Here is a 13,372-nt window from a genome sequence, read left to right on the forward strand (position 1 = left end):
TTGAGCTGCGTCATATCCGACCTCGAATAATAAAGTCTTGGATTTTAAGTAATTAGATGCGGACTTTTTTGCGCCCGCTTACAGTGTCATTACAGGTACGAGACGGGCTCTGGATTGCCTGCCAACTGCAACGCTTGGTTCACCAGACGAATAGGATTCGGATCCTTGGAGCTCAAATAGTTCATTGCAAGGTTTCGTACCGGGTCCCCAGCGTAATAACGCTCATACTGCACAAGCCTCTGACCAAACGCCTCCCCTGCAAGATCCCAAGCCAATTTAAACAGCTTCACGCGCTCCAGAGATGGCATTCCATCAGCGCCCTGGTAGTAAGCATGCAGATCATCTGCAATTTCCGGCGCCTGGAAGTCCGCAGCGCTCGGCATCAGCATGAATCCACCTGCGCCGATCGTTTGCAGCACTTCAATCACCCGTGGGTAAGCGGTAGGCAGCATGGTTCGAATGGCCTGAAGCGGTGCGAGATTTGGCTGTAGTGTTCCACGAGTCGTCCGCTGAGCCTCAACCTCTGAACGTACTAACGCACTCTTTACCTGCTCAATGTAACCAAGGCATTCGCCCAACATCTGTTGTACGTGAAGGAATTGGTCAGCCTTGATGGCGCGCGCTACCGCCATGGCAAGCCCGACGGAAAACTGCATCTTAACCAATGCACGAGTATTTGTTTGATGTGCCGTGTGATTACGAACGCCGGTAGTGGCGTATAGACGGTTCGAGAGCTCAACATTTCGGTAGCAGAAAACACGCTCCCAAGGCACAAACACATTGTTGAATACCAACAGAGAATCGTTTTCTTCAAAGCGCGTTGAAAGCGGGTGATCGAAGCTCGTGCGCCCCTCGACATGGTAGGGGTCGCGACAGATTTGCCGAAGGCCTTCAATGTGGGTCGGCACGGCAAATACCAAGGCATGATCTTCGTCACCGGCTTTAAAGGATGGCAGGTTGTACATAACCATTTCGTCTGATACCGGCCCCAGCGTGGCAATCATCCGGGCGCCGCTTACGTAGATACCCTCGGCACTTTCGCGTACAACCCGAAGGTGCATGTTCCCCATTTGCGAAGACTGCTTGGAACGATCATTTTGCGGCGTAATCAGTGCATGACTTAAGAATAGATCCTTGTCACGGATATATTCGTAGTAACGTTCGATGTTGTCCGCGTACTGCTGCCCACCCTCAGCGAACGTATCGCGGGCCTCCCAGAAAGCCAAGAGAGTAACGTTCATGAAATCAGGAGAGCGGCCCATTAGCCCAAAATTGGTTTCAGCCCACACCCTGTATGCTTCGCGACGCTTAGTCAGATCATCTACACTTTGCGCAGGGTGAAATGCCATGCCTGCACGTTGTCCGGTGGATGGGACAACATAAGTTACCTTGTCCTGAAGCTCGGGATTATGCTGCGTGTCGTAAAGCTCGGCTAATTGCTTGACTGCGCCGCTGAATGCAGGGTGGGTCGTAACATCACTAACTTGGACCCCATTTACCCACACGTCGCGACGATTTTCTTTAAGGCCAGCTATGAACTCTTTACCAGAACGAATACCCATTGGACTTTCCTTATTTTTATTAAGTCGAACGAAACTCTGCCAAAAAAGGCCTGCTTTTGTGCATACACATCATATATAAACATTGGCGCGCAATTAACTTGACGTGCGGGGATTTCTTGGGGGAAGTGGGATTTGAATAAGCAAGCTTAAGTAAGCCTCGCGCTCGAAGATGGGCTGCGATCGAGCCGTAGCTTGGGCAGCTATATGGGGCAGTCGCAAAGCATTGCTCATACCTGAATACTCCGCGTGGCAGTTCATCTGCTTTTATATTTCTTATTTGGCATGCTAGCATGTAAGTGGTTGTTGTCAACTGATTTACGTTCAGTTACGCGACCGTTGCTCGCCACGAAAGCCGTCCTGGATCTGCGTCCCTTGTAGATCAAGCCTTTGCGCACTAAAGTGGACGAATGCGCACTCCCCTCGATTGCACCTCACCTACCGAAGACCTATGCATACGCCAAACAAAAAATTCGCGATCTATCAAGAAATCTTGCAGCGCTTGCTAACCCGCCGCTATCGCTTCGGCGAGAAAATTTTCGTGAAGGAAATTGGCGAATCGACGGGAGTCAGTCGGCAGCCAATAATGACCGCACTGAACAGCCTGCAAGAGCGGGGATTTGTTCAAATCATTGCACAGGTTGGCTGCCAAGTGGTGCAACCGAGCCCAGATGAGGTTGCTGATTTCTATCGAATGTTCGCCAATACCGAAGGCCTGATCGCAAGCCTTGCAGCAGAGCGCGGAACGCCTCTGGAGGTCGCAAGGCTTCAAGAGTTGAATGAGCAAATCGCACGGATCAACCCAGCCCACAGTGACGCCTCGGAGAGCTATAGAAACCTGAACGTTGACTTCCACCGGCTTCTCCATGCGATGGCACGGTCACCTATCGTGTCGACACGGCAGATGGCCAATTTCGAACTGTCAGACTTTTTCATCGTTCAAAGTTGTGGCTTTCAGGCGCACCTGCCTGACGTAACCGGCGAACATGACGAGATAATCGCAGCGCTGAGCACCCGCAACGACAAACAGTGTAAAAAGGCGGCGATGGCGCACATTGACAGCGTATCAAGGCATGTTATCGAGGCAATGCAGCGCCTGCACAGCGAGGAGATGGCTGCCACGGTTTGAGCCGTAGCAGCCACGTGCTTATAGTGGAAACGCAGCTTCAAGCCAGACCGAGTCACCCTGAGGACCATTTTTCACATTGGTCTCATGCAGCCATTTGAGCACCACACCGGTGTTCTGGTTGAATGAGTAAAACAGCTGAGGGCCCACACCCACCTTTCTCAGCCGATTGCCCCCAGGTAAGTTGTCGCCGCTGACATTGTCATCCGACATCTGCTTAGTATAGTACCCAGCCAAACCAAACTGAAGTTTTGGCATAGAGGGAAAGCGGTACCCCAATAAGTAGTCGACATTAAACACGTTGCCGGAGCGGTAGTCTGTATCCTTGTTTCGCTCATTGAATGAATAAGTGGGCGCCAGAGAAACTTCCCAGTCCGGATGCGGGAACCAAGTCAGCGCAAACTCTGAAATATAAGTTGTGTAATTTGGCGTAGTGTTGGCCAAATCATTCTTATCATAGCCTCCCAAGGGTTTAAAGACACTGACGCCGGCGAGCAGATGAAGATTAGGGGCCGGAGAGTAAAGCACGTTCAAAGGACTGATATAGGTCTGCCGCATTCCCGTTTTAGAATCGGACGCTCCTCCGGCCTTTATATTTACGTGTCCCCCAGTACCAATAATTCCGCTTGTGAATCGAACACCTGATTCAGTTTGATAATCCCAGGTATGAACGAGACGTATCGCCTGAATATAATTTTCCAAATTGAACCCTGGAACGCTGGAGCGCCCGGAGTTATCTTTGTAATTTCCAGCATGATAATAAACAGTATAACTATAGAACTCGGTTTCTCCTGGGCTCGGCATCAAAGCGGGTACAACGGTTTGCACACCCAACGGCCAGGTTGTATCACCCCGTTCCGTTGCCATGGCTAAATTCGCTGCGCAGGTAGCAGCCACAGATACGCACAAAAATGCATACGCTTTCATAATCAATCTCACTTTTTTGTTATTGGATGTGGATTGTTCGGATTTCTAAACAGGAGTATTTATTGCTTATTGGTACCTACCAAGACAAACGCTAACGTAGCAGGAACATCACCTTGGTTTCTCCAGGCGTGAATATTCCCTTGTTGAATGATGACGTTATGCTTTTCTAGCTTCACTGTGACGCCATCGTCGAGCTCAAGCCAAATGGTACCTTCAAGCACGACGCCATAATCAACTGTCGGGGTCGAGTGCATTCCTGGTCGTTCGGGATCAAAATGATCCACCATCCCTGTCAGATGCTTTTGTTGCTCGGCAAAAGCAGCCTGATGACTGAAATCCGGATGAGCAAAAATCGAGTCCGGAGGAAAGGTGACGATTTCAAGTCTCGTTTCCCCAGGCCCAGGAACAAACGAACTGCTCACCGAGATTGTTTCATCTCTACCACTAGAAAGTTGCTCTGATGTTGTCGTACCCCAAACCAAGGCGGTAGAAAAACCAGGTACATGTTCGTAGTCGTGAGAACGTGGTACCGGTCCATCATTCAGAACAACCGAACGGCCATCGACCGTTCCTACCACTAAACGCCTAATTGTCATAGATCACCTCTGAAATAAGACTGGCGCAGCTCGATGCCGCGCCAGTTCGATTAATGGCCTGGCGTTACAACAACGTTCGTGAAACCACCTTTACGGTTTTCCAAGGCGTCCAGAGCGTCATTCACTTCAGATAGCGGGAAAACCTCTTGATCAAATTTTGTCAAATCGAGCGTACCGGCAGCCGCCATCTCCGCCATGTCCTGACCTTCTGCAACCGTGAACCATAGCGAACCGATGATGCTGATCTGGTAGCACATCAGCTGGAACATTGGCACGGGCAAGTCTTCAGACATGCCCCCAATGTCGACCATACGCCCTCCCCTACGAAGCGATTTGATCCCGCCGACGGTGATTTGATGGGGAGCTCCGGGGCCGACTGCATCGATGAAAACGTCGGCGCCCAGGCCTTGGGTATGCTCGCGAACCCATTCATCAACAGGCCGTTCTCCGAGAGAAAGTACGTGCACGCGAGACGGATCCAACTGGCGGACTCTTTCGAGCAGTTCGCGGTTACGGGCCATGCCGAGCACTTTCGTTGCTCCCATAGCGAGCGCGAGCATCACAGCTCCAACCCCCAACGTTCCCGAAGCGCCATTGATCAATACTGTCTGCCCAGAACCTACATTCGCTTTGCGCAATGCAGAGTAGGCAGTGCCGAGATAACCGAAACGACAGCCTTGTTCGAAACTGATGGATTCCGGGAGCTTCACGAGCCCGTTGACAGGCGCCGTCATGAACTCGCAGAAGCCACCATAAGGGTAATCTTCAAACACTCGTTGCGAGCCAGCACCGAAGCCAAAATATCCTTGGAAGGTGAATGCGGTGCAGTTGAGGTGCTGACCTCGCAAGCACGCGTGGCAAGACCCGCAGCTTCGGCCTGGGTTGACGTATACACGATCGCCCGGCTTAACCGAATGCACTTGGCTACCTACTGCCTTGACTACCCCGGAGGCATCTAAGCCATAGATGGCTGGCAATTTAGGCAGGGGAAGATAGGGGAACCACTCAGGATAACGCTCGATAACGTTACGCAGGTTAGGGACAACGTTGCAGGCTTTAACGTGCACCAACACGTCCGTTGGCCCAATGGCAGGAATGTCGATTTCGTCGATCACAAAGGTCGGGCCGACATTGTGAAGTCGAGCTGCTTGCATTTTGCCCATGATTTTATCCTTATTAGGTGAGCACACACATGTACTCCTGCTAGCCACAGAAGGAGCTGTAGGTTGGTACGGAACTGATAAGAGTCGTTCGGAGACAAGCCCAGAGCACTAGGGCTGTTGATCTGGGGGGCGCATTCGCGCCTTGGGGATGGTTACTGCACAAGCCAATGGAACGTGGGTATACGTTTTCATTACGGGCATCTTCAATTTGTTGTTATGCCCAAATACTGCACCTTTGAATGCTAGCATGCAAGATCAATTTGAGACTTTTCTCACCCCGTTCGTATGCGTGATTAGATCCGAGCCGCGGGCATACGACCTGCGGCTCATAATGATGAGTCACTGCCAAATGCGCAGGATGTGCTGTAGGGATCTTAGTTGTCAGCTAGTCTCCAGCAATCCATTTTAAGACGCGTTCACGGGCTACCATTCATGCGTGAGTGAGGTACCAGCGCCAGTCCTGTTCCCCGACTTCGGCATTGAATGTACGGAACTCGCGCCACTTGATCGCCAGGTACACCTTGAGGAATTCGGCGCCCAGCGCCTCGCGTGCCCAGGTCGAACGTTCCAGCGCCTGCAACGCTGTCAGCCAGTCAGTAGGTAGAAAATCGGTCGCCTGTTCATAGCCATTGCCCACAATCGCTGCGCCAGGATCGCTTTGCTGAGTGATGCCGTGGTGAATGCCCGCCAGTAAGGCGGCAGCGGCGAGATAGGGGTTGGCGTCGGCACCGCAAATGCGGTGTTCGATGTGCCGACTTATCGCGGGGCCGCCGGGCACGCGGAACGACACCGTACGGTTGTTGACGCCCCAACTTTTGGCCAGCGGCGCGTAACTGCCAGTCTGGAACCTGCGATATGAGTTGGCATGGGGGCAAAATATCGCCAGCGAGTCGAACAAGGTTGCCATCATCCCGCCGATGGAGTGACGCAACAGCGGCGTGCCCTGTGGGTCTTCGCTCGCATACAGGTTATTACCCTGCTCGTCGGCGAGGCTGACGTGCAGATGCAGACCGCTACCGGCCTGATCGCTGAATGGCTTGGCCATGAAACACGCTTGCAGTCCGTGTTTGTTGGCCACACCTTTGACCAGGCGTTTGTAACGTACGCCTTCATCGATGGCCTGGAGTGCGTCGAAACGATGCTCCAGCGTCAACTCGAGCTGGCCCGGCGCGTACTCGGAGATCGCCGTGCGTACCGGCAGCCCTTGCAGCGCGCAGGCAGCATAGAGGTCATCAAGAAACGGTTGAACCTGCTCCAGTTCGTGGACGCCGTAAACCTGCGGGGCAACAGGGCGTACGCCATTGGTTTGCGTCGCAGGCTGCGGGCGACCATTGACGTCGCGCTTCTGGTCCAGCAGGTAAAACTCCAACTCAACGGCCATGACCGGATGGAATCCATCAGCTTTGAGCCGCTCGACGGCGTTCACCAGCAGATGGCGCGGGTCGGCGGGCGCGGCGGGAAGCCCCTGGGTCGGGTGCATGCTCACTTGCACCTGGCCGGTGGGTTGGGTGCGCCAGGGTTGCAGGGTCAGGCTCCCCGGCAAGGGATAGGTCCAGCAATCAGCGTCAGCGACATCCCAGACCAGGCCGGTCTCGTCCACGTCCTCACCCTGAACGGTCAGAGCGAGAATGGAGCTTGGCAGCGGCCGACCATTTTCGTAGATCGCCAGTAGCTCGTCGCGATGTAACAGTTTGCCCCGCGGAACACCATTGGCGTCGATCAGGAACAACTCGATACTCAGGACTTCAGGGTGGGCGGCCAGATAATCCACGGCCTCTCTTTTATCAGCAAATTGCATGTCAAACCTCTTAGCGCTCATTCAAGCGACTTGGCAGTATTTGAAAAGATGGGCTTCAGACGTCCAGTCCTGAAGGGATGACCCTGGCACCAGGCAGCGCAAGCAGCGTGGTCAGTGCGCTATCCAACTCACCGATCAGCCTGTCGACATCCGCATGGCTTGTTTGCGGACAGCACAAGGTCATGTTGTGAAAAGGCGTGATCAGGATGCCGCGATTGATCAAGTACAGGTGCAGCGCCATTTGAAGGCTGTCATGAAAAGCCGCCTCGGCTTGCGCACCGGTTCTGGGCGAGGTAGCACAGAATTGAAACTCACAGCGAGCCCCCAACTCTGTGACGGACCAGTTCAGTTGGTGATGCTTGAACAAGTACCGAAGTCCCTGAGCCAATCCCGAGGCAAGAGGCAACATATGTTGGTAGGCGGACTCTGTCATGACCTCTTCGAGGCTGACTCGCATGCAACGCATCGCCAGCGAGTTGGCCGACAGCGTGGTTCCCATACCGCTGTGGCCATGCCCGCTACTCTCTTCACTGACAGTTTTCTGCGCATCGCGCATGGCCAGGGCAACCTGCTCGGTCACGCCAAACACCGCGCAAGGTATGCCTCCCGCGATGGGTTTACCCACCACGAAAAAGTCGGGTTTCAAATCCCATTGGCGGGTGCATCCACCCAGGCCAGTGGAAATGGTATGGGTCTCATCAATGACCAGCAGGCTGCCGTATTTGAGGGTCAACTCTCGGCACTTCTGCAGGAACCCCGGATCGGGCAGGACCATGCCTATGTTCGTCATCGCCGGCTCGCACATCAGCGCGCACACATCGCCTTGGGCTAAAGCAGTCTCCAGTGCGTCCACATCGTTGAACGGGATCGATCGACTGTATTGAGTCAAGTCGTAGGCCTGGCCCACAAGACCTGCACGGGGCACTGTTTTACCGTCGCGATAGCGCACCATGACGTCATCCACGGTGCCGTGATAGCAGCCGTCGAACACCAGCAAGACGTTGCGTTTGGTAATCGCGCGCGCCCAGCGCAACACATAACGGTTGGCGTCTGTCGCAGTGGCGGTCACCTGCCAGTAAGGCAGCCCGAATCGCTCAGCCAGCAACTCACCGCAGACCACCGCGTCTTCGCCAGGCAGCATCGTGGTCAAGCCATTATTCGCCTGCTCGGCTATTGCACGAGCAACAGGATCAGGTGAATGACCAAACATCGTGCCGGTGTCGCCCAGGCAAAAATCTATATACTCATGACCGTCAACATCGGTGAAGCGCGCCCCTTTGGCACGCTGGACGAAGAGTGGCGAAGGCATGGACCAATCGCTCATCCAGTGCATGGGCACACCGTTGAACAGATTCGCCTTGGCGCGTTTGGCGAGCCCTATTGACGTTGGGTTGTTTTCTATAAAACGAGCACGCTCGGAGGCGGTAAAAGCAGCAATCGCTGATTCACTAATTCCACTTTTCGACATGATCAACACCCTATGTTAATTACAAAAATCAGTTAAAAATCCGTGCCGCTCAGAGAGGAACTGTCCAACACCGCGTTCATGCTTGTCGGCGCATGACGGTGCATTAATACGGCTCGGCGAACTTACTCATTCTTCGAAAACATCGCGCTTTTACAGCGCGCAGTGATAGCCCCGTCCTTGACGTCAGGCGTGAGGGGATTTGTTCTCGACCAGACAATTCCCGCCATCCACCACCAGGACTTCACCGGTGATGTAACTGGCGTCAGGCGACGCCAGAAATGCAACCGCCGCCGCCACTTCGCGGGGGCTGCCTGCTCGCCCAATCGGGGTAAAACGCCCCGCCTCTGTTTCGGCCGGCGTGGTGGAGCCGGTGGTGATCCATCCCGGAGCCACGCTGTTTACGGTAATTCCCTGTTTGGCGACTTCAAGTGCGAGCCCCATGTTCATACCCACCATCGCGGCCTTGGCGGCGCTATAAGCGGCTTCACCAGGATTGCTGCACCGGGTGCCCGTGGTGGAACTGATATTGACAATGCGCCCATAACCTCTCGCCTTCATGCCAGGCAAAACAGCGCGGGTCAGAAGAAAAGCTGTAGTTAAATTTCTGGCCAGTGAAAGATTCCACTCATGCAGTTCCATTGTTGCCAATTCCGAGAAAACCTCAGGGCTTCCTTGCATGGCCATACCGGCGTTATTCACCAGAATATCGACCCGCCCCCAGACTGACTCTGCCCATAGGCCGAATTCACGCACCTGACTTTCATCAGTGAGGTCAGCGGGTCGGCCTTCAACGTCGAACCCTTCAGCGCGCAGCTCTTTCACCCGATCCAGAATACGAGCGCTGCTCGCAGTGATGATCAACTTCACTCCGGATGCACCTAGCCTGCGAGCGATGGCCATTCCGATCCCGGCTTCACTTCCGGCACCGCTGACGAGTGCAACATGCCCTCTAAATTGCATATCCAACATGGTGTGCCCACGTATTTAATTTGAAAGAGAGTAGAAACTAGGCGAATAAACCTGATACATAAAGACGATCATCATCAGAAAATTTGACAACACCTATGGCGTTTACCAGTGAGTCACTTAAAATTTTCCTCTCGGTCATCGACAGCGGATCCTTTTCGGCGGCGGCGCGAAAATTAGGCCGGGTGCCCTCGGCCATCAACATGGCGGTGTCGCAGCTTGAAGCCGAGCTGGATTTGTTGCTGTTTGACCGATCAACCCGCAAAGCCATTCCTACGGCCGCCGCCAAAGCACTTGAGCCCCAGGCAAGGCAGGTCGTGAGCCAACTGAACCTGCTGGACGCCCATGCGCTGCAGCTTCATCAGGGATTGGAAGAGCGCTTGGTCCTTGCGATGGCGCCGGAGTTGCAAACAGGCATCTGGAATCGTCCGCTGTCCATTATCGCCAGGGAGTTTCCCACGCTGGAAATCGAGATTCGCTCCGCATCCCATCCGGAAGCGATGCGCATGCTCCATGAAGGGCGTGTGCAATTGGCGCTTGGGTTCGAACGGCCAGGGCTTGATGAGCGCGAGACATTTCTTGAGGCGGGGAGCCAATTGTTAATCGCGGTTGCTGCTCCGGATCACCCTGCGGCCGCCGGCAAAAAAAGCCCCTTGAGTGAGGAGCAACTGGTCAATGTTCGGCAGATCATCGTCGCGACCGGAGGACCTGCAGACTCTGACCCACGTGTTGTGCTGTCGCGCCGGATTTGGCACAGCGACAATTATCTGGCCACTTTGGACCTGGTGCAGCAAGGATTGGGTTGGGCTTATCTTCCAAAATCGCTGGTACACCCTCTCATCACGTCAGGTGCATTGACGGAGGTGGTGTTTGACTACATGCCGAGTCAGATGCGGCTATGGGTCGATATCATCTGGGTAAAAAACCGGCCCCTGGGACTGGGCGCGCTTCGTTACCTGAGCCTGATACGCGAAATTGCAGAGGGCGAGCCTCGTCGTGTTTGACTGGTAAAAATCTTTGGCCCGTTTGTCGATAGCAATTCGCTGGATCGCATTTTCAATAGGTAGGTTATCTACCTCAGGCAGCACTGATCGGAGAAAAAATCAATGAGTTGGTTGCGGTTCGATTATAAATCGTGACCACCAGCTTCATTTTTAGCAGGCCATGATGCGAGGACACTTGGCCTATGCGGAGATGAAGGGCGGCGGAAGGCAGTTGACCAGATTAATCGCCAATGGAGCTGAGCTCTCCGATCAGTACCACGAGCCCACCACACGCGCGTAGGCGATGATACTTAGTTCGAAAATGTGGTCCGACGGTTGATCACCTCGGCGTTCTCAGCTTCAGCCTCTATGTATTGTAGACAAGCATCACAGCCTATGAGCATAAAGACCTGGCTCAAGGCGGGACATGACTGGCTGCGACCATTGAGGCTAAGGATCGAAGGGGGCAGGACAAAGATAACGATCACGAGAGTCACGCCGAACCGTGCCAATACCACGAACAATGGCGAAACTCGAGACGGCTGAGGAATGCTCATTAAAATCCTGCTTCCAATGCACGTTAGATCACTAAAATTGGCAGAATCAGGTCTTGGATCTCAAAGGTGGTATGGACACTCTGGGTCGGCGTACTGATCCATACGAAGATCGACGTAATCCCGTCCATGATCAACCAGCCGAGTCTGTACGCCGAGCCTTTTCCATCGTCCGCTGGAAAACACTGGAGCAATATAGGTCTAATTTCGACGTAGGTCGTTTTTTGAAACACTGACGGCTCTAAGGTCGGAAGATGCCCTTTCAGACTACCCCTAGGCCGCACGTTACCTACGATTGGAGATTTCACGAGCAATAACGATCATTAACAACAGTCCACCCGCTATCCCTAGCGTCAAAGGCGCCCCGAGTTGGGCCGCAATCAGCCCCGCGAGCAGTCCTCCAATAGCCTCAAAACCGAAACGCAGGGCGATGTAGAACGCAATAACTCGTCCGCGCAGTGCGCCAGGCGCGCCACTTTGCAGCTGCATATTACTGCTCACGTTACTCACGGTGATCCCAAACCCGAGGACTGCCAAACACAGCAATGCCAACAGTTGTAGTGGTCTACTAACCCCGGACACCTTTTTAGGCGAGAATGATCGCCATACAGAGGTGTTCGATGAGCAGACAACGACGTACTTTCACCCCGACCTTCAAGCGCGAGGCTGCCAGCCTCGTGCTTGACCAAAGCTACAGCTGCCCCGAGGCCGCCAGATCCCTCGACGTGGGTGAGAGCTTATTGCGCCGCTGGGTTGCCCAGTTGCAACTGGAGCGCGGAGGCGTTACGCCCACTGCCAAGGCGCTCACGCCGGAGCAGCAGACCATCCAGGAGCTTCAGGCCCGCATCAACCGGCTGGAGCTTGAGAAGAAAATCCTAAAGGAGGCCACTGCGCTCTTGATGGCCGAGGAACACGGGCGCAGACGTTGAGATCGATTCGGCAGTTGGCCAAGCATTACCCCGTTCAATTGTTGTGTTCGGTCTTCGAGCTGCCCCGATCTTGTTACTACGCCCATCTGGCCCGGCGGCGTCGTATCGATGTGCGCCGAGTGAGTCTGCGCAGCCGTGTCAACGAGCTGTTCAGCCAAAGTCGTAGCTCAGCCGGTAGCCGCAGTCTCGTGGCTATGCTCCGGGATAAAGGCGTCGAGATCGGGCGCTTCAAAGTCAGAAGATTGATGAAGGAGCAGGGTTTGATCAGCAAACAGCCTGGTTCTCATGCGTACAAGAAGGCCACGGTTGAGCGCCCCGACATTCCCAATGTCCTTGATCGGCAGTTCACCGTGGCCGCGCCGAATGTGGTCTGGTGCGGTGATATCACCTATATCTGGGCACAGGGGCGATGGAGTTACCTGGCCGTTGTGCTGGACTTGTACAGCCGCAGAGTAGTGGGCTGGGCGATGTCCGCCAAGCCTGATGCCGAGCTGGTCATCAAGGCACTCGACAAGGCCTACGAGATGCGCGGTAGACCACGGGGCGTCCTGTTTCACAGCGACCAAGGCAGCCAATATGGAAGCCGTAGTTTCCGCCAGCGGCTCTGGCGCTATCGGATGACCCAAAGCATGAGCCGACGGGGAAATTGCTACGACAACGCACCCATGGAGCGGCTGTTTCGTAGCCTGAAAACGGAGTGGGTGCCGACGGTGGGTTACATGACGACAGCGTTGGCTGAGCAGGACATCGGCCGCTACCTCATGCAGCGGTACAACTGGACAAGGCCGCATCAGCACAACGGTTTCGTACCGCCGGCGGTTGCGGAAGAAAAACTCAATTCTGTGTCCGGGAATTGTTGACCACTACAAGTCAACCCAGAATGCCGTGTCGTAGGGATCGTTGAATCCATTGGCTACGCTCAGATATAGGGTTTTCTCAGCCAGGTTCTTCAGCGCGAACTCGCCGCAGGCTCTGATTTTGAACAGTCGATTGGGCGTGTTCAGGTGCTTGTCGTGAATTAGCTTCGGGATGTCCATGTCACCAATCGTGGCCGAAGAAAAATTCTCGATCAGATCTTTTACCCAATCCCTATCCACACGAACTCCTTTGTCTACGCGGCTTGCTGAGGCACGAGACGTTATCACATCTGGGTTACGCTCACTTATCCCACCGGTATAGTGAGCAGGCCGTTTTGTAGCCTTGGGAATCAGGGGGGCCCAGCTCATCGCAAGCGCGTAGCCGCCACTCCCCCTCATAGTGGGTGGACACACTGAAGGCCAGCAAGTGCAGCATTAGTAGCTTT

Annotated in this window: 11 protein-coding genes and 1 pseudogene; 3 read left to right on the top strand and 9 right to left on the bottom strand. The window is 54.2% G+C overall.

The window, feature by feature from the left end; genetic code table 11:
- Positions 1–89 precede the first annotated feature (89 nt).
- Positions 90–1,562: a 4-hydroxyphenylacetate 3-hydroxylase family protein gene (locus BLU37_RS21665; RefSeq protein ID WP_090208744.1), complete on the bottom strand. Its 1,473-nt coding sequence runs from the start codon at positions 1,560–1,562 to the stop codon at positions 90–92.
- 448 nt (positions 1,563–2,010) lie between these two features.
- On the opposite strand from BLU37_RS21665, the gene BLU37_RS21670 reads away from it, so the two are divergent.
- Positions 2,011–2,688 (top strand): GntR family transcriptional regulator, encoded by a 678-nt coding sequence (locus BLU37_RS21670; protein WP_065896214.1) that lies wholly within the window; start codon positions 2,011–2,013, stop codon positions 2,686–2,688.
- A gap of 18 nt (positions 2,689–2,706) precedes the next feature.
- Here BLU37_RS21670 and BLU37_RS21675 read toward each other — a convergent pair whose 3' ends face one another.
- The 6 genes from BLU37_RS21675 to BLU37_RS21700 form a co-directional block, all read right to left on the bottom strand.
- A complete protein-coding gene (locus tag BLU37_RS21675; protein WP_172833046.1) occupies positions 2,707–3,612 on the bottom strand; it encodes a SphA family protein in 906 nt (301 codons plus the stop codon).
- Between the two features lie 59 nt (positions 3,613–3,671).
- A complete protein-coding gene (locus tag BLU37_RS29555; protein ID WP_065896215.1) occupies positions 3,672–4,208 on the bottom strand; it encodes a cupin domain-containing protein in 537 nt (178 codons plus the stop codon).
- A 50-nt stretch (positions 4,209–4,258) separates the two neighbouring features.
- Positions 4,259–5,371, bottom strand: a complete 1,113-nt coding sequence (locus tag BLU37_RS21685) for an alcohol dehydrogenase catalytic domain-containing protein (protein WP_172833047.1) — start codon at positions 5,369–5,371, stop codon at positions 4,259–4,261.
- A gap of 430 nt (positions 5,372–5,801) precedes the next feature.
- Entirely contained in the window at positions 5,802–7,169 is a 1,368-nt protein-coding gene (locus BLU37_RS21690) for a glutamine synthetase family protein (RefSeq protein WP_090208747.1), read from the bottom strand.
- A 55-nt stretch (positions 7,170–7,224) separates the two neighbouring features.
- Entirely contained in the window at positions 7,225–8,637 is a 1,413-nt protein-coding gene (locus BLU37_RS21695) for an aspartate aminotransferase family protein (protein WP_090208750.1), read from the bottom strand.
- Positions 8,638–8,820: 183 nt separating this feature from the next.
- Positions 8,821–9,597, bottom strand: coding sequence for an SDR family NAD(P)-dependent oxidoreductase (locus tag BLU37_RS21700; protein ID WP_408003684.1), 777 nt, complete (start codon positions 9,595–9,597; stop codon positions 8,821–8,823).
- 104 nt (positions 9,598–9,701) lie between these two features.
- On the opposite strand from BLU37_RS21700, the gene BLU37_RS21705 reads away from it, so the two are divergent.
- Positions 9,702–10,607, top strand: a complete 906-nt coding sequence (locus tag BLU37_RS21705) for a LysR family transcriptional regulator (protein WP_090208756.1) — start codon at positions 9,702–9,704, stop codon at positions 10,605–10,607.
- A gap of 818 nt (positions 10,608–11,425) precedes the next feature.
- Here BLU37_RS21705 and BLU37_RS21720 read toward each other — a convergent pair.
- Positions 11,426–11,692, bottom strand: a pseudogene (locus tag BLU37_RS21720) (MFS transporter); the annotation flags it as partial.
- A gap of 68 nt (positions 11,693–11,760) precedes the next feature.
- On the opposite strand from BLU37_RS21720, the gene BLU37_RS21725 reads away from it, so the two are divergent.
- A protein-coding gene (locus tag BLU37_RS21725; protein ID WP_090208642.1) for an IS3 family transposase occupies positions 11,761–12,929 on the top strand; the annotation gives its coding sequence in 2 pieces (ribosomal slippage) (positions 11,761–12,022 and positions 12,022–12,929; 1,170 coding nt in all).
- 3 nt (positions 12,930–12,932) lie between these two features.
- On the opposite strand, the gene BLU37_RS21730 is transcribed toward BLU37_RS21725, so the two are convergent.
- Complete coding sequence (locus tag BLU37_RS21730) at positions 12,933–13,166, bottom strand: hypothetical protein (protein WP_232000372.1); 234 nt, start codon at positions 13,164–13,166, stop codon at positions 12,933–12,935.
- Between the last annotated feature and the right edge of the window lie 206 nt (positions 13,167–13,372).

This window comes from Pseudomonas asplenii (assembly GCF_900105475.1).
In the GTDB taxonomy this organism is placed as follows: Bacteria; Pseudomonadota; Gammaproteobacteria; order Pseudomonadales; family Pseudomonadaceae; genus Aquipseudomonas; species Aquipseudomonas asplenii.

What these genes read in the sequence shown, in the direction of transcription:
- BLU37_RS21700 (WP_408003684.1), bottom strand. Translation starts at nt 9,597, where the DNA reads ATGCAATTTAGAGGGCATGTTGCACTCGTCAGCGGTGCCGGAAGTGAA.
- BLU37_RS21705 (WP_090208756.1), top strand. Translation starts at nt 9,702, where the DNA reads ATGGCGTTTACCAGTGAGTCACTTAAAATTTTCCTCTCGGTCATCGAC.
- BLU37_RS21670 (WP_065896214.1), top strand. Translation starts at nt 2,011, where the DNA reads ATGCATACGCCAAACAAAAAATTCGCGATCTATCAAGAAATCTTGCAG.
- BLU37_RS29555 (WP_065896215.1), bottom strand. Translation starts at nt 4,208, where the DNA reads ATGACAATTAGGCGTTTAGTGGTAGGAACGGTCGATGGCCGTTCGGTT.
- BLU37_RS21695 (WP_090208750.1), bottom strand. Translation starts at nt 8,637, where the DNA reads ATGTCGAAAAGTGGAATTAGTGAATCAGCGATTGCTGCTTTTACCGCC.
- BLU37_RS21665 (WP_090208744.1), bottom strand. Translation starts at nt 1,562, where the DNA reads ATGGGTATTCGTTCTGGTAAAGAGTTCATAGCTGGCCTTAAAGAAAAT.
- BLU37_RS21685 (WP_172833047.1), bottom strand. Translation starts at nt 5,371, where the DNA reads ATGGGCAAAATGCAAGCAGCTCGACTTCACAATGTCGGCCCGACCTTT.
- BLU37_RS21690 (WP_090208747.1), bottom strand. Translation starts at nt 7,169, where the DNA reads ATGCAATTTGCTGATAAAAGAGAGGCCGTGGATTATCTGGCCGCCCAC.
- BLU37_RS21675 (WP_172833046.1), bottom strand. Translation starts at nt 3,612, where the DNA reads ATGAAAGCGTATGCATTTTTGTGCGTATCTGTGGCTGCTACCTGCGCA.